Annotated in this window: 19 protein-coding genes; 11 read left to right on the top strand and 8 right to left on the bottom strand. The window is 34.5% G+C overall.

The features are described 5' to 3' along the window. Positions 1-105 precede the first annotated feature (105 nt). Positions 106-3,210: a TonB-dependent receptor gene (locus BUA89_RS00815; protein WP_072952728.1), complete on the bottom strand. Its 3,105-nt coding sequence runs from the start codon at positions 3,208-3,210 to the stop codon at positions 106-108. 242 nt (positions 3,211-3,452) lie between these two features. On the opposite strand from BUA89_RS00815, the gene ligA reads away from it, so the two are divergent. After that, positions 3,453-5,459 (top strand): NAD-dependent DNA ligase LigA, encoded by a 2,007-nt coding sequence (gene ligA / locus BUA89_RS00810; protein WP_072952727.1) that lies wholly within the window; start codon positions 3,453-3,455, stop codon positions 5,457-5,459. A 51-nt stretch (positions 5,460-5,510) separates the two neighbouring features. On the opposite strand, the gene BUA89_RS00805 is transcribed toward ligA, so the two are convergent. Then, complete coding sequence (locus BUA89_RS00805; RefSeq protein ID WP_072952726.1) at positions 5,511-6,215, bottom strand: hypothetical protein; 705 nt, start codon at positions 6,213-6,215, stop codon at positions 5,511-5,513. An 88-nt stretch (positions 6,216-6,303) separates the two neighbouring features. Here BUA89_RS00805 and BUA89_RS00800 point away from each other — a divergent pair, with 88 nt between their 5' ends. From BUA89_RS00800 to BUA89_RS00790, 3 genes are all read left to right on the top strand, one after another. Then, positions 6,304-6,948, top strand: a complete 645-nt coding sequence (locus BUA89_RS00800) for an MgtC/SapB family protein (RefSeq protein WP_083531565.1) — start codon at positions 6,304-6,306, stop codon at positions 6,946-6,948. A gap of 157 nt (positions 6,949-7,105) precedes the next feature. After that, positions 7,106-9,244, top strand: coding sequence for a S46 family peptidase (locus tag BUA89_RS00795; protein ID WP_083531564.1), 2,139 nt, complete (start codon positions 7,106-7,108; stop codon positions 9,242-9,244). A 169-nt stretch (positions 9,245-9,413) separates the two neighbouring features. Next, entirely contained in the window at positions 9,414-10,526 is a 1,113-nt protein-coding gene (locus BUA89_RS00790) for a T9SS type A sorting domain-containing protein (protein WP_072952725.1), read from the top strand. Between the two features lie 41 nt (positions 10,527-10,567). Here the strand turns inward: BUA89_RS00790 and BUA89_RS00785 are convergent, their stop codons facing one another. Next, on the bottom strand, positions 10,568-13,435 hold the full coding sequence (locus BUA89_RS00785) for a M16 family metallopeptidase (protein WP_072952724.1): 2,868 nt from the start codon (positions 13,433-13,435) through the stop codon (positions 10,568-10,570). Between the two features lie 167 nt (positions 13,436-13,602). Here BUA89_RS00785 and BUA89_RS00780 point away from each other — a divergent pair, with 167 nt between their 5' ends. From BUA89_RS00780 to BUA89_RS00745, 7 genes are all read left to right on the top strand, one after another. Beyond that, positions 13,603-14,079 carry a hypothetical protein gene (locus BUA89_RS00780; protein ID WP_072952723.1) on the top strand — a complete coding sequence of 159 codons (477 nt, stop codon included), beginning with the start codon at positions 13,603-13,605 and terminating at the stop codon, positions 14,077-14,079. Then, positions 14,054-14,752, top strand: coding sequence for a hypothetical protein (locus BUA89_RS00775; RefSeq protein ID WP_083531563.1), 699 nt, complete (start codon positions 14,054-14,056; stop codon positions 14,750-14,752). Before BUA89_RS00780 ends, BUA89_RS00775 begins: the two co-directional genes overlap by 26 nt. 39 nt (positions 14,753-14,791) lie before the next feature. Continuing rightward, complete coding sequence (locus BUA89_RS00770; protein ID WP_072952722.1) at positions 14,792-15,358, top strand: YdeI/OmpD-associated family protein; 567 nt, start codon at positions 14,792-14,794, stop codon at positions 15,356-15,358. Positions 15,359-15,849: 491 nt separating this feature from the next. Next, complete coding sequence (locus BUA89_RS00760; protein WP_143152236.1) at positions 15,850-16,476, top strand: hypothetical protein; 627 nt, start codon at positions 15,850-15,852, stop codon at positions 16,474-16,476. An 86-nt stretch (positions 16,477-16,562) separates the two neighbouring features. Beyond that, positions 16,563-16,958, top strand: coding sequence for an immunity 22 family protein (locus tag BUA89_RS00755; RefSeq protein WP_178362411.1), 396 nt, complete (start codon positions 16,563-16,565; stop codon positions 16,956-16,958). Positions 16,959-17,070: 112 nt separating this feature from the next. Continuing rightward, a complete protein-coding gene (locus BUA89_RS23030) occupies positions 17,071-17,247 on the top strand; it encodes a hypothetical protein (protein WP_178362410.1) in 177 nt (58 codons plus the stop codon). Positions 17,248-17,796: 549 nt separating this feature from the next. After that, positions 17,797-19,023, top strand: coding sequence for a hypothetical protein (locus BUA89_RS00745; RefSeq protein WP_072952717.1), 1,227 nt, complete (start codon positions 17,797-17,799; stop codon positions 19,021-19,023). 5 nt (positions 19,024-19,028) lie between these two features. Here the strand turns inward: BUA89_RS00745 and BUA89_RS00740 are convergent, their stop codons facing one another. From BUA89_RS00740 to BUA89_RS00720, 5 genes are all read right to left on the bottom strand, one after another. Then, positions 19,029-19,676 (bottom strand): hypothetical protein, encoded by a 648-nt coding sequence (locus tag BUA89_RS00740; protein WP_072952716.1) that lies wholly within the window; start codon positions 19,674-19,676, stop codon positions 19,029-19,031. Between the two features lie 169 nt (positions 19,677-19,845). Then, positions 19,846-21,183: an AbiH family protein gene (locus tag BUA89_RS00735; RefSeq protein ID WP_072952715.1), complete on the bottom strand. Its 1,338-nt coding sequence runs from the start codon at positions 21,181-21,183 to the stop codon at positions 19,846-19,848. Between the two features lie 3 nt (positions 21,184-21,186). Continuing rightward, the gene (polA, locus tag BUA89_RS00730) at positions 21,187-24,036 is read right to left on the bottom strand and encodes a DNA polymerase I (RefSeq protein ID WP_072952714.1); all 2,850 of its coding nucleotides are present in this window, start codon (positions 24,034-24,036) and stop codon (positions 21,187-21,189) included. A gap of 304 nt (positions 24,037-24,340) precedes the next feature. Next, a complete protein-coding gene (locus BUA89_RS00725; protein ID WP_072952713.1) occupies positions 24,341-24,691 on the bottom strand; it encodes an immunity 51 family protein in 351 nt (116 codons plus the stop codon). Between the two features lie 81 nt (positions 24,692-24,772). Continuing rightward, positions 24,773-25,291 carry a hypothetical protein gene (locus BUA89_RS00720; RefSeq protein ID WP_072952712.1) on the bottom strand — a complete coding sequence of 173 codons (519 nt, stop codon included), beginning with the start codon at positions 25,289-25,291 and terminating at the stop codon, positions 24,773-24,775. Positions 25,292-25,308 lie beyond the last annotated feature (17 nt).

Raw genomic sequence — 25,308 nt, 5'->3', positions numbered from 1 at the left:
TAAGTGAATGGTCAATTTTGCTTCGCAAGTCAATAGTCATTTAAATAAAACTGAATTGACAATGAAATAAGTTCAAAACTGACCATTCATAATTTCACATCCTAATTAGAATGAATATTTTGCTCCAATCTGAATCTGGTAAGGATTTCCTGATAATGGCTCCAGTCCGCTTGTGTTCAAGCTGTATTTAAGCTGTTTCGTAACCGGATCGAATCCTGTAATTCTGTAAAGCGCTGTATTTCCGTAAGATTTATTAACGCCCCATTCTTTGTTAAGCAAGTTAGCCACGTTGAAAATATCAACCGAAAGTTCAAATGCCCCAATTTTTTCAAACTTGATCTTTTTTGCGACACGAACGTCCCAAACTCCATAGAATCCGTTCTTTCCGCCGTTTCTTTCTGCAATCTTGTTGTTGTAATCTGTGATGTAGTTTTTCAATGCTTTTCCTACTTCAGGATTATCAATTAAGGTTTGGGTAAGATTCGGGAAGATATATGCCAGATCGTTGCTATCAACAAAATCTCCGTTTACGTTTCCACCTGCCGTTAAAGAGAAACGTGTTCCGCCCATTCCGGCGTATCTGATCCCCAAAGTAAATCCTGCAATCGTCGGTGAGTTACCATAAATAACCACTTTGTTTCTAAACTGGTTGTCTGAATAGGTCATTCTCAGGTCTCTCGGATCGCTTGCAACCGGAGTTGACAACGTTGCAGAATTCGCTACGTTTCCATTATAGGAAGTATTGTCTTTAATGTCTGCCCAAGTGTAACTTGCCGTGATCTCACCGTCTTTCCAGTAACGGTAGCTTGTATCGACTACAAATGAAAACTGGTTCACCTTTCCGTCGCTTACCAATTCCAGAACTCTTCCGAAATTCTTGTTGATTCTTCCGTCTTTCCAGTTCATCGTTCCGTTGGCAGCAATGGTAGCGGCAGAAACGTAAACTCCTCTTCCCCCTTCATTATCCAAAGTGAAATATGGGTTTGCCTGCATGTTTCTGTCATAATAGAAATAGTTGTTTCTTCCTAAAGCCATATAACCTGCCACTCCCGCTCTGAATCTTTCGTTGAAGAAATGCGTGTAAGAAATATTCGCTTTGTAAACCACAGGAATTTTAGCGTCTTTCCCAGTATAATTAATGGTTGGAATTTGGTTCTGAGCCAATGTAGGAACTGTGCTGTAATCATTTCTATAGCTATTGAAGTCCGGAACAGGAACATCTTTACCAGTCACATCTACCGTTGCCAAATGTCTGCCATCAAAAACCAAATTATTGATAATCATATAATTATTAATATCAGATGAGAAAATACCGGCTCCGAATTTTAAGAAATCTTTGTTACCTTCATTAATATTCCAATCAAACTGGAATCTTGGCTGAATGATGAATGACTTGATCTGATTATCTGTTCTGATGCCCATTTCATCATACAATTTTTGGTTAAGTTCTGCTTTCGGATAACCTCCGTAGTCTAATCTTAAACCAGCCATTAAATCTAAACCTTTAGCAATTTTGGTCTGAATCTGCCCGTAAACTCCCAAGTTGTAAATATTGGATTTCACTGAAGGATCATCCATCAAAGGAACTTCTCTGTAAAATCTGTACGCGATAAGATTGTTAAAATTATATAAATTATCACCGCCATTTGCGCTAGGATTTTCTCTGAAATGGAATCTTCCGTTCACCTCACTTCCGTAGATCGATTTTGCCATCGTGTACATGAGATCTGCTCCGAAAGTATATTTGATTTTATCTGTATTATAATATAAATTGTCGACAAGCTGGAAAACATTATTTCTGAAACTTTCCTGCCCGAAGCGGTGACCTCCGATCTGAATATTCGTTGCTTTATCCTTTCCATCAATGCTGGAAACAATATTTTCAACGATCGCTCTCGGAAGAGCGTGCCCCAATTCATCATTTTGGTAGCTGTCCTGCGCTGTGTAAAGGTATTGAGCCTTTAATTCGTTGGTCATGTTAGGTTTCAGGTTGGATCTTAAAGTCAATAATAAACTGTTATCCAGGTTTTTATCATTTCCATAAGATTCAAAAGCATTGATTGCTGTGTTGTCTCCTAACCCGTTTTTATTTAAATCGTAAGTAAAATTGTTTCTTAATGTCAGTAAGTTTTTATCATTGATTTGCCAGTCTAAACGTAAAAATGCAGCGTCCGAATTTCTCACTTTATCAAAACTTCCAAATTGCGGTGAATTTCCAACGCCATATTTTGCTCTTGCAATGTCTAGGAATTTATTTAAAGTTGCTGTGGTTGTATTTAATCTCAACTCGTCGTCGTGAGATTTGATATCTGCAATCTGCAACGGTCGTGAATCCAGCTGATGATCCCACGCAACGAAGAAATGCAGTTTATTCTTAATAATCGGACCACCCAAAGAGAACCCGAACTGAGACGTAGAGAAATCATTATTAATTTTATTTCCTCTGATATCATATTTGCTCGAAAGCCAGTTTGTTCTTAAATATTCCCAGGCACTTCCTGAAAATTTGTTCGTTCCTGATTTTGTAACCGCACTTATCGTTCCTCCTCCGCTTCTTCCCAGCGTAACATCGTATTGGTTGGTTGTAATTTTAAATTCACGAACTGCTTCCATAGAAATTGAAAAAGGAGCACCACTTCGGCTGGTTGTTGCACCCGCTGAAGTCGGATTTTTCGCCGTCATTCCATCAATTGTAAAGTTCGTGGAAGAACTCAGCTGCCCGGAAATACTTCCGTTTTTACCACTGAGAGGAGAAAGCTCCGCCAAATTGGTAAAGTTTCTTCCGTTTACAGGTAAAACCGCAATATTTTTAGCAGACATTGATGTTGCAGCACCCAGGTTTCCGATTTTGTTTTTCAGATTTCCAACGACAACCACTTCTTCAATGGATTTTTCACTGCCCAGATCCATGTTTACCGTTACCTGATCGCCAAAGTTAACGTTATAACCTTCCCTTTTTTCATCATTTACGATTACTGTATACGGTCCGCCCAAAGGAATTTCCTTGAAAATATATTCTCCTTTTGAGTTGGTTTCCGTTTCTGTTTTAAAACCTGTCGATTCGTTGATAATCGTTACTTTCACTTTTTCCTGAGCCGTTTTTCCAACTCCCGTTACTTTCCCTACAATCGAAGCCTGAGTAGTTTGTGCATATGCAAACGTTCCGAAACTCAAGAACAACAATCCCAATACAATCTTTACTTTTCTCATTATCAAAATTTAGCTGGCGCAAAGGTATCCTGACTTCGGTAGACGCTTGTTTACGGGAGTTTTAAGAATTTTTCAATTAAATTATAACATTATGTTAAATCAATGTAAACAGGAATTTTATCCTATACAAAATCAATTCATTGGAATATGTTACATCTTTTTAATTTTCTCAGAATATTTAATTCCCTTATTTTTTAAATTGGAATTACTTTAATTATTTTTGCTGAAAAGATAGAAACCCAATGTCCGAAAACATCCAACAAAAAATAGAAGACCTGCGTAAAGAACTTCACCAGCATAACGAAAATTATTATCTCCTTGATACTCCGACAATTTCGGATTTTGACTTTGATATGCTGCTGGAAGAACTTCGCGATCTGGAAGCCAAACATCCCGAATTTTACGATGAAAACTCGCCTACCGTGCGTGTCGGCGGTGGAATTACAAAGGTTTTCCCGACGGTTCAGCACAAATTCAGAATGTATTCTCTGGACAATTCTTACGATTTTGATGATCTTGAGGACTGGGAAAAAAGAATCATTAAAACCATTGATGAACCTGTACAATTTGTTGCAGAACTAAAATATGATGGCGCTTCGATCTCCATTTTATATGAAAACGGAAAGCTGGTTCAGGCTGTGACGCGTGGTGATGGCTTTCAGGGAGATGAAATTACGGCCAATGTGCGTACCATTTCGGATATTCCGTTAAAACTGAAAGGCGATTTTCCTGCACATTTCTTTATGCGTGGTGAGATTTATTTAACGAGAAAAAACTTCGACAAAATCAACAAACAGCGTGAAGAAGACGGCCTTGATCCCTTTATGAATCCCAGAAATACAGCAAGCGGAAGTCTGAAAATGCAGGACAGCGGTGAAGTGAGAAAACGCGGATTGTCATCAGTTCTGTATCAGTTTATTTCTGAAGAAACTCCGGCGGAATCGCATTGGGAATTGCTCCAGAAAGCACAAAGATGGGGCTTCAAAACATCTCAGCAGGCAAAATTGTGCACAACTTTGGATGAGGTAAAGGAATTTATCAATTTCTGGGATATTGAAAGACATAATCTTCCTTTTGAAATTGACGGTATTGTATTAAAAGTCAATTCATTAAAACAGCAAAGACAACTTGGCTATACCGCAAAATCTCCACGTTGGGCAATGGCTTATAAATTTAAAGCTGAAAAAGTAGAAACTGAATTGCAAAGCGTATCTTACCAGGTCGGAAGAACGGGAGCCATTACTCCGGTTGCGAATTTAAAACCTGTTTTATTAGCTGGAACGATTGTAAAAAGAGCGTCTCTACATAATGAAGATATCATTAAAAAACTTGATCTCCATGAACATGATTTCGTGTATGTAGAAAAAGGAGGTGAAATTATTCCTAAAATCGTTGGCGTAAACACAGAAAAAAGAACCGACGAAAGCAAAGAAATCGAATACATCAAACATTGCCCGGAATGCGGAACTGAGCTGGTAAAAATTGAAGATCAGGCGATCCATTTCTGCCCGAACGAATTGCACTGTCCGCCGCAGGTTGTGGGAAGAATGATCCATTATGTTTCGAGAAAGGCTTTAAATATTGAAAATCTGGGAAGCGAAACCATCGAACAATTGTACAGGGAAAGACTGATCGAAAATCCTGCAGATTTTTATGTTTTAACCAAAGAGCAGCTTCTTCCATTAGAAAGAATGGCGGAAAAATCTGCGCAGAATATTATTTCAGGAATCGAAAAATCAAAAGAAATTCCGTTTGAAAAAGTATTATACGGAATCGGGATAAAGCATGTAGGAGAAACGGTTGCAAAGAAATTAGTCAAGAATTTCCCAACGATTGAAGAACTGAAAAATGCGACGGTGGAAGAACTTTGTCAGGTTGAAGATATCGGAACTAAAATTGCGGTGAGCCTTGTTGATTTCTTCAATAACTCTGAAAATATTTTAATGCTGGAAAGATTAAAATCTTATGGTGTAAAACTGGAGAAAGGAGAAAGTACCAATGAAGTTTTGTCCAATGTTTTAGAAGGAAAAACGTTCCTTTTCACCGGAAAACTTTCTTTATTCACCAGAGAAGCGGCGGAAGAAATGGTAGAAAAACACGGCGGAAAAAATATTTCGGCTGTTTCTAAAAACCTGAATTTCCTTGTCGTGGGTGAAAAAGCGGGAAGCAAACTTAAAAAAGCTCAGGACATTGGAACGATTGAGATTTTGGATGAGCAGCAATTTTTGGATTTGGTTGAGAAACAATAGAAAACAGAAATATCGTTATAAAGGCTGTCTTTTCAGGCAGTCTTTTTTATTTTAACTATGCTCAAAAACATATAACGCATCGGAAATCTCTCTTGCAAATCTTTGATTTTCATTTTCATAAAGATAAAATCCTATTTCAAGGTTTTTTACATTTTCTTTACTCCATTTTAAAAATTTATCATAATCCTTTTCGTCAAAATCTTTAGACCTATCTTTTTCATTTATAAAGTCCTGATAATGGTTTTGAATAAAGTCTACGTAAATTATAAAGCTATTTTCAGTAATATTAACATTCCAAAGTTGTAATAATTGGTCAATATCTTTTGTCAGTTTATAAATTCCGTAAAATAAATCATTATCAAAATAAGTCATTTTCTTAAGGTAATATTCCCACCATTCAAAAAGGAAAATTTCAATTGCTTCCTGCTCATCCGGCTCCCAGGTTTTCCAATGTCCATAATCCAGTTTTCCGAAAATCACAACAATAGAAACGCCTAAATGATCATCTACTAAAAGCTCTAATATTCTTGGCAAAAAATGTTTAAAATCATTCACATTACCAAAAGTTGTCATTGCTTTCAAAGCGTATCGTGTGAGATCTTCTTCCTGTAAATCTCTCAATTCCTTGCTATGTATTTTATCTTTATCCGAATCAGAAACACAACAAGGGCATCCAATAATTTTGGAATTGAGTTCGTATTTAGAAAATACTGAGTACAAATTTTCAATCGCTCTTTCTAATTTTTGAGGAAACATCTTCAGTTTTTATTACAAACACAATATAGTCATTTGCCCTTATATCAAAAGAATTATTGTAATTTTAATACGTTAAAACTGTAAAAAGATGGAATTTTTAAAGGATCATTCTATTCAAAACGAATTGCTGTTGATATTTATTTCCGTACTTCTCGGGATTTTTATTGGGACAGAACGTGAATACAGAAACAAATCTGCGGGATTACGCACCTTTATTCTGGTTTGCTTCGGGTCTTGTCTGTTCACCATTCTTTCCATTAAAATTGGAGTTGCCAATCCGGATCGTCTGGCAGCCAATATCATTACCGGAATTGGTTTTCTGGGCGCCGGTGTTATTTTTAAAGGAGACAATAAAATAGACGGAATTACCACTGCAACTACTATTTTTGCCACAGCTTCCATCGGGATGGCCGTAGGTTCAGGCTATGTTTACCTTTCGTTGCTGGGAACTGTTTTGGTTCTGATTGTTCTTAATTCTTTAACTTATTTTGAAAGATTTATTGATAAAAAACATAAAATCAGGGAATACAAAATAGCGGTTACCACTTATCATGACGTTAAACATTGCGAAGAACTTTTTCAGAAAAACAATTTAAAATTCCTCCTTTCCAAACAGCAATATACACAGGGAAACTTAGCAACCACCTGGATTATATCCGGAAATAGCCAGCATCACGAAGCTTTAATGAAAAACCTTATGGAAGATGAAAAAATAATCGCCTATCAGTTTTAGATAAAAAAGACTGGAAAATCTCTCCAATTTCTCTCTAAAAACATACAAATTTGAAAGTCTGAGTTCTCAATTTTATCTTCATACTAAAAACATTAAACTCAAAACTTTAAACTTCAAAACTCATATTTTCTTTGTAAATTGGGGCAAAATTTTGATTATGACAAAAAAGATACTTTTATCTGTATTTCTTTTGCCGGCTGCGATGACGTTTGCACAGCAATATGGTGGAATGTGGATTCCAACAGAGCTTAATGAAAAGGAAATGAAAGATTTAGGAATGAAAATCTCTGCAAAAGATATCTTCAATCCTCAAAAAGCAAGTATAAAAGATGCTGTAGTGCAATTCAACGGTGGATGTACTGCGGAAATTATTTCGCCAAAAGGTTTATTACTAACGAATCACCACTGTGGTTACGGACAAATTCAGGCACATTCAACCGTTGAGAATGATCTTTTATCCAACGGTTTCTGGGCAAAAAATCCTGAAGGAGAGCTTCCGAATCCTGGAGTTACGGTAGATTTTATTGTTGATATTAAAGATGTATCCACACAAATTTTGGAGGGGACGGATAATCTTCAGGAACCCGAACTTTCTAAACAGATTGCCAAAAATATTGAGATTTATAAAAACTCTCAGAAAACAGAACCTTACCAGTCGATTTCTGTAAAATCAATGTATTACGGAAATAAATTTTATGCCTATACTATTGAAACCTATAAAGATATTCGTTTGGTAGGTGCACCGCCACAAAGCATAGGGAAATTTGGTTCTGATACCGATAACTGGGTGTGGCCGAGACATACGGGAGATTTCTCGATGTTCAGAATTTATGCTGACAAAAATAATAAGCCAGCCGAATATTCAAAAGACAATGTTCCTTACGTACCAAAGCATTATCTTCCAGTTTCTATCAAAGATAAAAACGAGAACGATTTCACTTTCGTGTTTGGGTTCCCGGGAAGAACTACCGAATATCTTCCTGCCATCGCTGTTGAAAAAATCATGAAAGAGATTGATCCTGCGAGAATTGCGGTGAGAGATGTCGCTCTGAAAACTCTGGATGAAAAAATGCGTACCGACGATGCAACCCGTATCAAATATGCATCCAAATATGCTTCTGTTGCCAACTATTGGAAAAAATGGATCGGCGAAGTGGAAGGTCTGAAAAAATCCAATGCTGTTGAGAAAAAAGTAATGTACGAAGGATCTTTGGTTTCTAAAAATCCTGATGTAAAGACAACTTTAGATCAATTAAATAAACTATACAACGACCAGGCTCCGTTTGCATTAAATAATGCCTATTACTCTGAAACCATCAGAAATGCAGAGACTTTAATGCTTGCCAGCCTTTATTACAACTACATTTCTTCGGTAGAAGCCGGAAGAATGGATGAAAAAGGAACAACCGCCTTCAAAAACAGGCTGACTTCTTTTTACAAAGACTACAGTGCAGAATTAGATTCTAAAGTAACGGCTAAATTATTGTCGTTATATGCCAACAAAACGGCTCCGCAATTCTTGCCGGCAGGATTTGATAAGTATAAAAATGAAATGCAGAATATCATTTCTTTTGAAGATACTTCTAAAAACTCAATCATTACAGGAAGAGCTGAAGTGAATGGTGCATCTTTAAGCAAAGACGTAGAAAAAGCATTTTCTAATCAGGATAAATTGATCAAAACCCTGAAAAAAGATCCTGTTTATCAGCTTTACATTTCTCTAAGAGATACGTATATGACGAAAGCAGATCCTCAGTACACATCTCTACAGACGAAAATCGATGCTTTACAAAAGACTTTCATGGCACAGCAAATGGCAACGGATAAAGACAAAAAATTCTTCCCGGATGCTAACTCTACACTTCGTGTAACATACGGAAAAGTAAAAGGTTCTTCACCAAGAGATGCGGTTTCTTACAACTATCAGACTCATTTGGCGGGAGTTATGGAGAAATATATTCCGGGGGATTATGAATTTGATGTTCCTAAAAAACTGATCGATCTTTACAACAAAAAAGATTTTGGAAACTATAAGGATAAAACAGGTGATGTTCCTGTAGGATTTACTGCAACCAACCACACAACGGGTGGAAACTCAGGAAGTCCGGCTCTTGACGCCAACGGAAATCTTGTAGGATTAAACTTCGACAGACAGTGGGAAGGAACGATGAGTGATATCAATTACGACCCACGCTTCAGCAGAAATATCATGGTTGATACCAAATATATTCTTTTCATTATTGATAAATATGCCGACTCCAAATGGCTGATCGATGAAATGAAGGTTATTAAATAATCTGGATCAACATTACAATATAAAATATCCCGAAAGACATCCTTTCGGGATATTTTTATTATAAATTATTTTGAAAATTTCTTATTTTAATTAATATTATCCTATAAAAAATACATTTAAATAAATTAAATTTATTAACTTACTGATATTAATTCCAAATCCTTATTCTATGTTACAAAAATTATCTTTTTATTTCGTTTTAGGTATTTTCCTGATCAATTATTCCAACGCACAGACAAGCATTTTAGCCATTAATTCTACCACAAAAACTGTTGCCAAGCTAAGTGCCACAGACGGATCGGTCATTAATGCGAATTTCATCAATCTTACTTCACAAAATCCGGGAACGATTAAAGGAATCATTCAGGTTCAGAACAAAATATGGATCTCCGATCAAACCTCTAATGCCATTTATATTTGTAATATTGACGGCAGCTACTCTTCTACTATTCCGTCTTCAGCAGGATTAAGCAATATCCGAGGCCTGAATATCGTGAATAATGAAGTCTGGGTTACCGTCGCCGGAACGGCCAATGGTGCTACAGCAAACTCTATCAAAAGATTTGATTTTTCGGGAAATTCATTGGGTAACTATACTACCATCGGATCTCCTTTTGATGTTTTGGATAATGGTTCTGGATCCGCTTACGTAACGTCTTTCAATACCGAAGGAATTCAAACCATTTCGTATAATGGTACTATAACCGGAAATCTTGTTCAGTCGGGAGTGTTATCAGGAATTCAGCAAATTAATAAAACACTGGACGGAAATATTTTGGCCTCTGTTTTTTCCAACTTGAGCAGCGCAGGAAATAACGCCGGAATTTATCTCATCTCTGCAGCTAACGGAAATATCCTGAACAAATGGCCTGTGGGAGGCCCAAGAGGAGCTATACAAACAGAAAACGGCAATTATCTTTACTCTACAAGCAATGGTGTTTACAGCCTGAATCCTTCCACCGGAGCGTCTACACAAATCATTGCAGGAGGATATCAATATTTTGGTAAACTTAACACCTCGCTGATGGCTGTTACTGAAGCGAAAACATTCACCGCTTCTGTTTATCCCAATCCTACTTCAGGGATTATTTCCCTGAAATCTAAAGAAGAAATTGGTACTGCGATCTTATATTCTTTAGACGGTAGGGTAGTGAAAACCTTTACTGGGTTAAAAGGAAATGAAGAAAAATTAGATATTTCGGAATTGCCTGCCAATACCTATATCCTCAAACTTCAAACGAAACAGGGAGAAGCAAAATCAATGAAAATCATTAAAAAATAAAAGAAAAAGAAGGCTGTTATCATGAAACAGCCTTCTTATTATTAATGTCCGAAAATATCTTTTAAACTTACTTCTTTAAAGCTACCCATTTGGTTGACAGCTTCCCTATTCAGGTTTTCTTTTTTACCTATAATTGCTGTATTAAAATGGATAGGTTTGATATCCGTATTGTAAAACTGTCTTAAATCTTCAAATTTCAGATTTCCGATCTGCCTGTAAATATCCTGTCTGAAATCGTGATGAATATTCAGTTTTTTTAACCTCAATTGATTAAAGAAAATATTCGTTCGGGTTACACGCTGTGAGGCAATCTGTTTTAAGGCCGCATTTTTTGCATTTTCAAACTGAATCGGAACTTCGGGAAGCTCGGCCATCAGCTCTGTCATGGTGTCGACGGCAATCTGCAGTTTATCGGGCTGCGTACCAATGTAAGTAGTGATGTAATCCGGATGATTCAGCTCTGCATTCGCTGCATAAGAAACGTAAGCAGAATATGCCAAACTCTTGCTCTCACGGATTTCCTGGAAAACGATGGACGACAACCCTCTTCCAAAATATTCATTGAATACATTGATTTTGCCAAAGTTTTCAGGATTTACATAGTTTCCTTTTCCTACTTTACCCATTTCCATCTGTACCATATCATAGTCGGTAAAATAGACATTTCCAATCGTTTCAGGCTCGGGATATTGCTTCGGCTCCGGAATCTGAAGGCTTTCATTGTCGATATAATTCTCAATATATGATTTGAAATTCTCAAAATCTTTCCCGTAAAAGAATATCTGATAAGGAAATCTGAATAAGTTTTTCATTCTGTCTGTAAACACTTCGACATTACTGCTTTCAAGTTCAGCTTTCGAAATAATATCTGTAAATCTGGAAAACTCTCCCAGCTTCGCATAGTTCGTTAATGCCGACATAATTCTTCCTTTATCTTTTTTAACAGCCGCTCTGTTCTCCAAAACCGTTTCCACAAACTGGCTGTAAATTTCCTGATCAGGTTTTACATCATACAGCCAATGCTGAAGCAGCTTAATTCCTTTTTCAATGTTTTCTTCGAGACCGTTAAGAGAAATGATCAGCTGATCATTGGATGTCTTAAAATCATTGGTTACTCCAATTTTAAAGAACTCTTTTTTAAGATCTTCAGGAGAAAAATCCTCCGTTCCCAAATATTGTAGAACCTGTGTGGAAATTCCCAAATCTCTGTCGTGATCGCTTCCTAAAGGAAAAATAAAATGCACCTGGGCAATGTCGTTATATTTATTTTTAACAAAATTTAATTTTTTATCCTTAACAATATCTGTTTTAATTTCTTTCTGATAATCAATAAACTCAGGTTGGATATCTGCGGTTTTTTCAGCTAAAATATGTTGTAAAAATTCCGACTGTGCTTCACGATTAATCTTTATCGGGGTAATTCCTGGATTTTCCACTCGGATTAATTTATCATTGATTCCTTTTTCTTTATAGACAATGACGTAATTTTCTTTAAAAAAGTCGTTGGCAAAAGCAACTACATCTTCTTTTGTAAATTCTGCATATTCATCCATCTCGTTCAGCTCCTGCTCCCAGGTTCTGCCTTTAATGTAGGTATCGTAAAGATTAGTGGCCAAACCATCTGCTGTTTCCAGCGTTTTCATTCTCTGAATTTTGAAATCATTGATAATAGCAGGAAGCATCCAGTCCGGAAATTCGCCTTTTTTCACCAATTCGATCTGCTCCATCACCAACTCTTTCGCCTCATCAAGAGTTTGGGTTTCTTTCGGAACCGCAACGATTGAGAAATATCCGTATTGCTTCAGCCCAACTGAATAGGCCTGCCCCCAAAGTAATTTCTGAGTCTGGTTGATATTAAGATCCATTAATCCCGCTTCTCCTCTATTGCTCAGAATATTGACCACAATATCTGCCAGCATTGCTTCCCTTGTACCGTAACGTTCAGTTCTCCAAGCCAACTGAACTCTCGGTGTCGTAGGACTTTTTACCGTTCTCTTCACAATTTCTGTAATGGGCTGTTCGATAATTGCCGTTTTTTCCGGGAGTTCTCTGTAAGGAATTGCCCCGAAATACTGATCAACCAGCTGAATGGTTTCTTCAAAATCCAAATCTCCAACCAAGACCATCGCGTAATTGTTCGGAACATAATATTCATCAAAATATTTATGTATAGCCTTCATAGAAGGGTTTTTCAGGTGTTCCGCTTTTCCTAAGGTGGTTTGCTGCCCGTTCGGATGAGTTGGAAATAAAGCGTCCATCAGCTCATAATTCACCAATCTCGAATCATTATCCTGCGCCCTGTTGAATTCTTCGTAAACAGATTCTAGCTCGGTATGAAAAAGCCTTAAAGTCAGTTCTGAAAAACGTTCTTTCTCCACCTTCAGCCATTTTTCAAGCTCATTATTGGGTACATTATTTTTATAAACCGTTTCATCAAACCAAGTGTGTGCATTGGTTCCTGTTGCACCTAATGACGAAATTGCTTTATCATATTCATTTGCGATAGCGTATTGGCTTGCTTCCTGAGAAATTTCGTCTATTTTTTTATAGATTTCTTTCTTTTTCTCAGCATCCTGTTCAGCCTTATGATCTTCATACAGGTCTGAAATACAGTTTAATAAATCACTCTCCTTTTCCCAATTCTGAGTTCCCAATTTTGAAGTCCCTTTAAACATCATGTGTTCAAGATAATGCGCCAAACCTGTATTATCAGCAGGATCATTATTGCTCCCCGTTCTTACCGGAATATAGGTCTGAATTCTCGGAGCATCAAAATTCTGGGCAAGAAAAACTTGTAATCCATTTTTCAAAGTATATATTCTTACCTTATTTTCGTCATTGGAAATCGTGATATATTCGTAATGATTAGAATCTTTATGATGAGTTTCTGTATAGGTCTTTATCTTCATAAGTTAATTTTATCTGCCCTTCTCATTGAGTGCATCTTACAAATTTACGGATTCATAAAAGAAAACTAAACATCCATCGTTGTGATTTATAAAATTGATTAATCATGATATCATGAAAAAACCTATCTTAGAGCATTAAAGCTTTTAACCTTTTGAAATAATTAAAAATGTCTGATCTTTTCTTTCTCTGCTTTGTTGCAGGTTTGGTCTTATTTGCTGTCGGGAAATGCATTTACTTCTTTATAGAAAAAAAGAAAATTGTGGCCAGCTGTAAGCTTCCTGCTTCAATTGAACTGAAGAATATAAGCGGCACTATTTTTACGGACGCAGGCAGAAATAAAAGGTTTGAACAGTGTTTTTTCCATATTCTTATCAATGAAAACTCAATTTTTTTGTTTTCTATCGGTTTCAGTTTTATTCCCAATAAAGTCACGAACCTTCTATTTTCGAATTCCAACAGAACAAATACAAGGAAACCTACCCTTTTAAGAGAATATAAAATTGATCACCAAAGCATTGAATTTGTATATTATCCCGAATATCTTATGAACAGGCATAAAAAGATAACCCTGAAAAACCTTAACCAAGAGCAAATCTCAATTTTTGAAAATTTATTAGATGGAAAAAGCAGAAGATTTTATTAATATGAAAGTAGAACTTATACCTGTTATAGAAATTACGAATTATGATGAGGATATACCGATGCCTCCTTCCGGCCCTTATTGGGAATTTCCCGATGAATGGGAGGATTATCGTATTTCCGCAAACATAAAAGCTGGTTTTTCCAAGGATTTGAAGCCTTATTTTAAAAGTTCTTCTTTTTACAGAATAAGTGAAATTTCGGATAAAGATCTATTAAAAATTATTCATAAGGAAATTGAAATTCAACAGACAGAGGAAAATCGAGGAATCGATGATTTAACATGTTCTTTAGATGGAGGATATATTTTAAAAATTAATAATGTTGATAAATATTTTCCTCACTGTTGTGGAAAACTGAGAGATATAACAGAATGGGAGGATTTGATTGCTGAAGAAGAGCACGTCTATTTTTATATGGGTCATCCATCTCCGAGAGTCGAAAAATCTGAGACTAAAATTATTTTTGACTTTTTAAATTCGGAAATTCAAGATCCATATTCGCCACCTATTTTAGAAGGCAAAATTGCTGTTGATAAAGAAGTACTAAAAATTGCAATTGAAAATGCTAAAAATGAACTCTTTCATTTTGCACAACAACTTATTAAAATAAATGAATTAGAAAATTTGAATATTCCTGAAATTGATACGATATTGATTTATGGAATTGATGAATAAAATTTTAAAATTCAATATTTTAGCAATATTATAAATAAAATGGTAGCAACATTTTTCCCAACACCAGAAGAATTCCGAAAATGGCTGGAAAAAAACCATAAAAACGAGAAAGAACTTTTGGTAGGATTTTACAAAGTCGGAACAAAAAAACCTTCCATCACCTGGTCTGAATCTGTTGATCAGGCATTATGCTTTGGCTGGATTGACGGTGTTCGAAAATCGATTGATGAGGAAAGTTACAGCATCCGTTTTACACCAAGAAAACCGACCAGTATTTGGAGCGCCATCAATATTAAAAAAATGGAAGATCTTACCAAAGCCGGCTTAATGACTTCCGAAGGTTTAAAGGCTTTTGAATTGAGAAAACCTGAAAGATCTGCCATTTATTCTCACGAAAAAGAATTGGCAACTCTTTATCCTGACTATGAAAAACAATTTAAAGCCAATAAAAAAGCATGGGAATTTTTCAACAATCAGGCTCCCTCTTATAAGAAAGTGATGTTGCATTGGATTACAAGTGCGAAACAGGAGAAAACAAGGTTGTCGAGATTGGAGAAGACGATTACAGAAAGTGAATTGGGGAAGAGAATTTCGTTTTATGGTTGATTTTAGAATTTTTGCTGCAACTTTACTGGGAGTTTCAAATTTTCATTATTTTTTGTTCTTCAAAAAGGAAAATAAGCAATTCAGGCTAAAAGTATATCTAACTGTACTATTTATCCTTACCATCTTATCAAGTTTGTATATCATTATCATAACACCGGGCTTTTTCAATTATAAAATTTTAGAAAATGGCTTATTTCTATTGATGATTAATTTTCTGATTCCGGGTTATTTTTTAATGCTTTTCGGTATTAATTCCTTGTTGGAAAATATCCTAATTATTCGGGGATATTTTACCTACAATATTATATTTTGTATTTTATTTCTAAGTTCTACAATGCTGTACTATTTTTTAATTATGTTGATTTTAACGTTTAATTTTTTTTAATAATTTTAGAAAAAATATGAATCGTCTTTCACTTATTCTAGTATTGTTATTCCTTATATCTTGCGCAAAAAAGGAAAATATTCCATTCAATAAATTTGAAAAGGGAATGATAAAATTTGAATATCCTTCCGACTGGAAACTTACAGAAAAACAAGGCATAGATTCCTACTTCGCTTATCTTTCAAAAGATGATGATACGATTTTTATAACATACGGAATGTACAATCCTAAAACGTACAAAAATCCAATTAAAAATAATCTCTTTAAACAGATCACGATTGATGGTAGAGAGGCCGTGATTGAAACTTCTCAAAATATATACGGAGGTTTTGCTTCAATCTATATTCCAAAAGCAGATTCTTCAGAGGGTGTTTATATATTCAATAAGAAAGCAAACTCTCCCGAAGTTTTAGACATTTATAGAACCATTAAACTAGGAAAATCTATTCGAAAAGTACCATTAAAGCTAAATTTCAATGAATTTACAAATAAGAATTCTCCGCCCGGAATTGTTTTATATGAAAATAATTGTTTGGGCTGTCATTCTGAATTTCGATATGAAATTGGTCCTTCGCTCGATCAAAAATTTATTCAATCGAAGGGAAAATCCTGGCTTGAAAGTTATATGTATTCAAAAAAACAACCTGTAGAATATGACATTGAATGTTCTCAAATTCAAAAAAAAGATTCATCGTCAGTCAATGAAATACTAAAATATCTGTTTCAAAAATAGTTCTGCTCTTTTTTGCTTTCTATTTAAAATATTAAATGATAACTTTGAATTCCCTATGGAGAAATAAGGGATTAGAATTTAAAATTATGAATACAGATACATTAGACTTTTGGGTAGGAAATTTCAACAGCGAGGAAGATTTTTATGAATTTGTAGAAGAAGATGAAAATTTCTATCTGGAAGAAGAATCCGACGATAAGTACATTTCAAAATTTGCAGAATCTCAGGATACGATCTGGCTGGATCACGATTTTGTAGAATATGGTTTTGAGGACGGAAACCGAACAATTTACGAAAAATTTTCAGAATATTCTTTTGCAGAACAATGGCTTCCGATTCTTATCAACAGATTGAATGAGCTTAATCTGGATATGAATATCAATTCCATTATTTTCTTAAACAAGCAGATCCCAAAACCGGTTTCTGTGGAAAACGATTTTTTCTCTTTGATCTATATTGGCGGAATTGAATATTCTGCGTAAAATTTTTTACTTTAAATGACTCGCCAAATAAATGATTTTTTAATCTATAATAATGAAAAGCATCTACTTTATGATGAACTTTTAGAATATAGAATAAGGGAAGACAGAAGTCTTGCTCCTAAATCAGCAGACCGATCATGATGAAAAACTCAATCCGATTGATTATCTTTTGCTCGATAAAACCAACATCGATTCTGAGGAAATGCTTTCCATGAAATTAAAAAAACTGGAACATTATTACGGGATGAAACCGACTGATGACCTGGCAATTATCAGATTAATAAAATAAAATAAAATAAAATAATGATTTCCAAAAAGTTACTCACCATTAATATTGTTGTTTTAATCCTGCTGATTGTAGCTCATACTTTAGGAAATTATCTAATTCTATACCCGATGAGATTTGATTTTTGGGAAGTTGTGAAAGAAAGCAAACCGCAATATCTTCTTTTTGCTTTGGCCTTTTTTGCCTTAATTTCATGGCTTATAAGCCACTTAAGAATTAAAAAGATCAGTCCTAAAAACAGATTTCTTTTGGTTTTTACTGTTTTGTGTGGTGTATTGTTTTTATATATAAGTTATTATGATATAACCATATTTTTTAAAACAAAAAATAATTCATATTAATTTTCTTATCTTATCAAAAGAATATCACTAAATTTAGAACAGCTATTATTCAGCCTTTTAGAGTAAACTTAAACCATAAAAACTAAAAACATGAAATTAACTTTTAATCTCCTGCCTGATCTTTTCAGGTAATCCTGCATTCATTTTTAGTATTTCAACAAATTCCTTTCCGATAAGTAAGGAAATCCATTCATATAAAAAATTATCAATCATGAAAACCGGAATCTATATATCAGCTTTAGGCAAGGCTATTGATCGTAATTCGGTTGAAAGATATGCAGAACGCTTTAAAAATGAAATGAATTTCAACACCAATGGCCTTCAATATGAAACGAAAACCGAAAAAATAAATTATACTAAAAACAAGGAAAGCCTGGTAGTGAGTATTTATGAAAAAAGCTCACCCGATGATATTGTATACAAATTTTACGACTTTAAATATCATGATATTCTTACGGAAAAGTTCAACAGCCGATCTTTACTATTTAAAAGTTTCTGGCTATTGGTTTTAGTCCTGAAAAAATTCCCTCTGATTCTTAAAAGAACATTCTTACCCAAAAACTACAGCAGATCTATTGAATCACTGTATGTTTTTTCGATTTTTTTAATTTTATCACTTTCTTTAGTTTTGATGTTTCCCGCAACCTTAGAGGCAGCAACAGATTTTTTCACAAAAGACAATATTAAGTTAGCAGAACTGAAAAACTTCTTTTACCCAGGAGATATCCCATACGTTTCTTTCAGAGGAATAGAAATAGGTTGTATAAATATTGATTTTCATAAAATTTCAAAATCTATAGTATTGTTTACTTCTTTGTTGGTTTTAATAATTCCAAATGCAAATACAGTAATTACTGAGCTTGCAACAAATTTTGTCTGTGCCAACGATTATTTACAACACGGATCCCAGAAACAGTTGATTCAGGGAAATCTGGAGCATCTGGTAGATTATATCACAGAAAATGAGACCGATTGTGAAATTCATTTTCATTCGTATAGTTTTGGAACTATTCTGGCTTTGGATTATGCTTATCCTTACGGAACAAAGCCTTCGAAAAATGCTTTAACTTATTGTAAATCTATCATTACTATAGGAACTCCCTATGAATTCGTCAATTCCTATTATTCAAGATTTTACGAAAATCGCCAGATACAGCCGGGAGACTCTCTTCAATGGATGAACATCTACTCCACTGCGGATGCTCTTGGCACCAATTTCAGAAAAGATAAAAATGCAGGTGAAGCTGAATTCGGAGTTTTGGGAGCATCAAATAAACCTCAAAACATCAATTATGAAGTGAGTCCCGTAAAAGGAATTTTCGATTTTATGATGTTGTACAGCATTCGTGTTCACGAAATGTATTGGGATGAAACTTCCGAAGGACAAAGCTGTTTGGGATTGATTTATAATGAAATGAAAAATAGAAATCTGATTTAATTGAGTTATTCTACAATTTCCCATCGATCATATTTATACCCGTATGTCTTCACTGTTTTTGTGTTATTAACATATTGGTAGACCTTAACCTGATAATCCGGAAGATTGTAAAAACTGAAACGTATATAATCCATTCCTGTATTTTTGGACACTTCAAGAGGATCAGTGATGTTTTTAGAATAATAATAGAACTCTGCTCCGGTTTCTTTTACTTTACCTTTGCTGAACTTTTTGAATTTTTCAGTATCCTCTTTATCAGTATAATAATAATAACCTTCATAAGAGCCAAAACCTCCACCAATTGAACTGGGAATGATGAATTTATTTTTAAATTTCTTACCTAAATAGATCAAATCATCAGTCGTCCAATTTTGAAGATTATAAAAAGGATCTTTTAAATTGTATTCTCTAATACAAGTAGGATAATCTCCAATCGCATCGCATACAAGCTTAAAAATATTATACCGGAAATTGATATATTTTCTGGTAAACTGTCTCTCATCCAAATCATCAATCAAGGTTCTGGTTAACGAATTGAAATCCATTTCAGAGGCTTCGCGTTTTAATTTATTATATGAAATTTTATCTTTTTTATTTTGCTCGATACATTCTTTGCTTGGGGAATAGCGATAATCCATCGTATCTCTTTTCATATTTTGTGAAAAGAGCAGAATAGGAAAGAGCAAAAATAAAAACTTCATCAGATAAAATTTATTCACTTAAAATTATTAATAATTTTCTTAGAAATGACCTTTTTCAAACCGAACAATAAAAAACTTCCACATTGTTGTGAAAGTTTTTACTTTAAATTTATTTTTATGATTAGCTGATTGTTGAAAGCTCATTAAATAAATTTTCAAAACTAGACTCAATAAACTCTAATCTTTTATCCTTCATAAAATTTTCAATTATTTCTTTATCAATTATGCCTAAAAGATTTTTTAATTGATCTCCCTTTGCGGAAATCGAATGATAAAATACCTTTATTTTACTTTCACTTTTCGTAACCAAATCAAATACCTCTCTTATATATTGTCTATCTGAATAATCTAGTGAATGTCCCCAAAAATAAAAAGTATACTTTTCCATATTCTTAACAACAGTTTCGTCAACTTGATAATCTTTTAAGAAAAGATAGTCTGTTTGCTTATGGAGCTTTTGAAAATATTTAGTAAACTGAAAAAGTTTATGCTTTTTTAATGAATCATGAATATCATCAACACCTAAAACAATTTTTAATTCTTCTAAATTATTATAGTTTTCCATTACCGATCCATGAATAAATTCAACTTCATTCACTCTTTTATAATTAATATTCAGTCTTTCTAATGATTCTGCAAATTTATCTTTATCAACTTTGTAAAATTTTTCAAAAGTATTAGTATAGTTAAATGAATAAATTCTAGAAACCTTACTAAATATTTTTATATCATCATTTATGATAAAATTTGCTTGCATTTCTTCTTTAAAATTATCATAAAATGAATTAATTACAATAACTATATAATCGTTGAATATTCCAATAAATTCCTCTAGTGAACTATACAAAAAATTAAAAAAGTCTCTTTCTTTATAATATTGAATGTACTTTCCTATATTTAAAATAAATTTTTCTTGAACAATTAAATAGCGATCATATTCACTAAATATACCAAAAGATTTTAATAATGATGATTGTAGTTTATTTTTAAAATATTCTTTATCTAAATCTATTGGGATAAAGAATCTTGATACACCACCTATATTCCCAAAATTCGGTTTCTTAAAATCATTTCTATTAAAACTTTCAAAATATTCTAAAACTGAAATCAAAATTCTTTCAATTTCAGTTTCAAAATCAATCCATGTCTCAATTTTATTTTCATCAACTGATTTAAAATATCGAAACCAAGAATTATTTTTCAATCTGGTTTTAATAGATTTAATATCTTCAATGTCAAAGACAAAATTTTCAGTTTTATAATATTCATTAATCTTTTGATAAAACCATTCGTTTTTTTCTTTAAAGGTTTTACCAAATAAATCTGAAAAAGAAATGTTAGATTTTCCTTCTGGAAGTTTTTCAATTTCAGATAATATAGAAATTAAATGATTATATGAGGTAGGTAAAAAATGCCTTAGATCAAAACCATTACCAAGAATAACAATTTTTTCTTCCATACATTAATGCGCTTCCAGCCAGTTATTTCCTACCCCAACCTCAACCAATAACGGAACCTGTGTTTCCACGGCATTTTCCATTTCCATTTTGATGATATTTTGGGCTATTTCAAGCTCTTCAATCGGAGCTTCGAAAATTAATTCGTCATGCACCTGAAGCAACATTTTTGTCTGTAATTTTTCTTTTTCCAGCTCTTTCTGAATTTTGATCATTGCCATTTTTACCACATCTGCTGCGCTTCCCTGAACAGGCGCATTCACGGCATTTCTTTCAGCATGACCTCTTACTACAAAATTATTGGAATTGATATCTTTCAAATGACGTTTTCTTCCCAAAAGTGTTTCCACATATCCTTGCTGTCTCGCTTTATTCACCTGTTCCGCCATGTATTCCTTTAATTTCGGATAGGTTTCGAAATACGCTTCGATCATTTGCTTAGCTTCTGTTCTAGACAATCCAGTTTGTTCTGCCAATGCAAAAGCGCCCTGTCCATAAATGATTCCGAAGTTCACTGTTTTTGCCTGACTTCTCTGCGTTTTCGAAACTTCTTCCAATGGAATTTTAAACAATTTCGCAGCCGTAGAAGCGTGAATATCTTCGCCGTCCTGAAACGCTTTGATCATATTATCTTCGCCCGAAATCTCGGCAATCAGACGAAGTTCGATCTGTGAATAATCGGCAGAGATAATCTTCTTTCCTTCCGCAGAAACGAATGCTCCGCGAATCTGCTGACCTCTCAAAGTTCTGATCGGGATATTCTGCAAATTCGGGTTTACACTCGCCAAACGACCTGTTGCAGCCGTAGTCTGCGAGAAATTGGTGTGAACACGGTTGTCAGTCTTTTCAATCTGTGAAGGCAATGCATCGACGTACGTTGATTTTAATTTCTGATACGTTCTGTATTCTAAAATATGCTTGATAATTTCGTGTTTAGATGATAGTTTTTGAAGCACATCTTCCGAAGTCGCATACTGTCCGGTTTTTGTCTTTTTCGCTTTTGGGTCAAGCTGCATTTTTTCAAATAAAATTTCACCCAGCTGTTTCGGTGAATTCATATTGAATTCTTCCCCTGAAAGTTCGAATATTTTAGATTCTAATTGTTTTAAATCATTCTCTAAATCAACGCTTTCCTGAGCCAGCCATTTTTCATCAAGGGAAATTCCGGCGAGTTCCATTTTTGCCAGAACTTCCATCAGCGGCATTTCTATATTGAAAAACAGATCTTCCAGATTTTCCTTTTTTAATTGAGGGGCAAACAATTCATACAACTGAAACGTTACATCCGCATCTTCCGCAGCATAATCTGTCTGAGTTCTTAAATCAGCATCCCTGAAATTCCCCTGCTTCTTACCTTTTTTCCCGATAATCGTTTCGATGGAAACAGGCTTATAATTTAAATAAACTTCTGAAAGATAATCCATTCCGTGTCTTCCGTCCGGATTTAAAAGGTAATGCGCGATCATGGTATCGAACATCGCTCCTTTTACGGTAATATTGTATCTTTTTAAAATTTTATAATCGAATTTAAGATTGTGTGCTACTTTTACTAAATCTTCTTTTTCAAAGAACGGCCTGAAAATTTCCAGCGTCTGCAGAACTTCGCCCTGATCTTCCGACAGGGGAATGTAATAAGCCAAACCTTTTTTATAAGAGAAGCTCATTCCGACCAACTCGGCTTCAAGCTCATTCAGGGAAGTGGTTTCCGTATCAAAACAAACGACTTTCTGCTTCAACAGATTATCCACCAAAATCTTCTGAGCTTTCGGATTACTGACAAACTGATACAAATGATCATTGTGCTCAATCGTTGATTTTGTGGAAGTTGCCTGATCCAGTTCTTCGTATGTTGCGAAAAGGTCTAATTGTCCTACTGCCTGTGCAACTTTTTGCTGTGGAGTAGCTTCTGTAACCGTTATTTCAACTTCAGTAACAACTGTGGTTCCGGTTACAGCAGGAGCAAAAGCACGATAAAGATTTTCATATAATCTACGGAATTCAATTTCTTCGAAAACCTCTTTTACTTTCTCAAAATCAGGAGTTTCCAGATCGTACTGTTCCTGATGAAATTCTACGGGAGCATCACAGATAATCGTTGCCAGTTTTTTGGATAAAATTCCTCTTTCTGCCGATGCTTCCACTTTTTCTTTAAGTTTTCCTTTAAGCTGATGGGTATTGGCCAAAAGATTTTCAATGCTTCCGAATTCTTTCAGGAATTTCATGGCAGTCTTTTCGCCGACACCTTCCAATCCCGGAATATTATCCACCGCATCGCCCATCATTGCAAGGAAATCAATCACCTGCTTCGGATCTTCTATTTCATATTTTGCTTTGACTTCTTCTACGCCTAAAATTTCAATATCGCCACCTTTTAAACCTGGTTTGTAGATCTTAATTTTATCCGTAACCAGCTGTGCAAAATCTTTATCCGGCGTTACCATAAAAGTGGTATACCCTTCTTTTTCTGCTTTACAGGCAATTGTCCCGATCACATCATCCGCCTCATATCCCGGAACGCCCAAAATCGGAATGTGCATCGCCTCCAAAATCCTGTGAATATATGGAATCGCATTTTTGATCGCTTCAGGCGTCTCACTTCTGTTGGCTTTATACGCAGAGAAATCTTCCGTTCTTACACTTGCTTCCCCGACATCAAAAACAACAGCCAGATGTGTCGGCTTTTCTCTTCTGATCAATTCAATCAAAGAGTTTGTAAAACCGAAGATCGCTGAAGTATCCAATCCTTTGCTGGTAAGCCTCGGATTTCTGATCAATGCGTAATATCCCCTGAAAATCATCGCATAAGCATCGATGAGAAATAGCCTTTTATCTTGTGTTGCGTCTATATTTTCCATAAGGAACAAATATAAGGATTCTTATCTTTTTCTTTTGTGTTGATTGTATGGTTAAGCTGAATTTTATTTTAATACAGGAATCAAAATGCTTTATAAATATGAAGATTGTCATTCTGACGAAGGAAGAATCTAATTATTTTTTATTATAATCTTTTCTTTTGTCTTGAAACAAAGAAACACTTAGAATAGCATTTCGTGTATAATTTCATCTCAAAGTTATTTTAAAGATTGCTTCGTCGCTTCGCTCCTCGCAATGACATGAAAAAAGACCTCGGAAAGAGGTCTTGGATGATATAAGATAATGTTAATCTAATTCTGCTTTTGAGAATAAATCCTGGATCAGCATTTCGTCGTCACAGGCTTTTTTGAAGTCCGAAATGAATTCTTTTAGACTTTCGGGATTTGAAGAATAGGCACAAAACATATCGGCTTCAGGATCGAATTTGATATCGTTTGACAAATTAGGCTTTTTCTCGTTTACAAAAACTTTTGCCAGCGAAGTCCAGTCGTAACCGTTGCCTTCAAAACCTTCGTCTTTTCGCCATTCGAAAATATCAGGTTTGTAAGTTCCTGCATTTAAACATACTGAATACGTTTTTTCTGAGGATACCCAATAAAAGGGTTTAATAGCAGTCTCAAAATTGTAGGCTTCCATAATGTTTTTATTAAAATTAATTGAATATTAAAGATAATAAATTTTTAAGCTCCTCAATTTTTTATAACACTTATTAACTTTTTATTTTACCTCAACAAGAGGTGCTTTATCGTTGTGAAAATCTGTTTTGAATGTTTTCTTTCCCACAAGATCTTTCTGATAAAAATAATCGTCATGAAGTTTTGATCCTCCTTCCACACCCATTCCGATTTTGTCATCTTTTTTCAGTTTATTTTTGATCGCATTGAAAATTTTGGTTGTATTCTTATTGGGCTTTTTTGCAAGGATTCTCAATGAAATACGCTCGATGCTGTCGGCGGTTTCTCTTCCTCCTTCCCCGTCAATAACGACTGGCTCCAATTCATCATCAAAAATATCATCCTGAGAAACATCATCGGATTGTTCAGATAAAATATAGAACCTCAGATTTTTTTCTCTGTTATCCTTTATTTTATCAGCTTCTCCTTTTTCAATTTTTTGTAATGAAATTTTACTTTTATTTTTTACTTCAATATAAAAAGTACCATTATCTTTTTCCACAATATCTTCAATATACTGAGAAAAATCTTTTAAAGACATTACTAAATTTATATATGACATATATTTTTGTTTATTAT

The sequence above is a fragment of the Chryseobacterium arachidis genome, assembly GCF_900129245.1.
GTDB classification, from domain to species: domain Bacteria; phylum Bacteroidota; class Bacteroidia; order Flavobacteriales; family Weeksellaceae; genus Chryseobacterium; species Chryseobacterium arachidis.
This window is presented reverse-complemented; position numbering and strand designations above follow the sequence as displayed.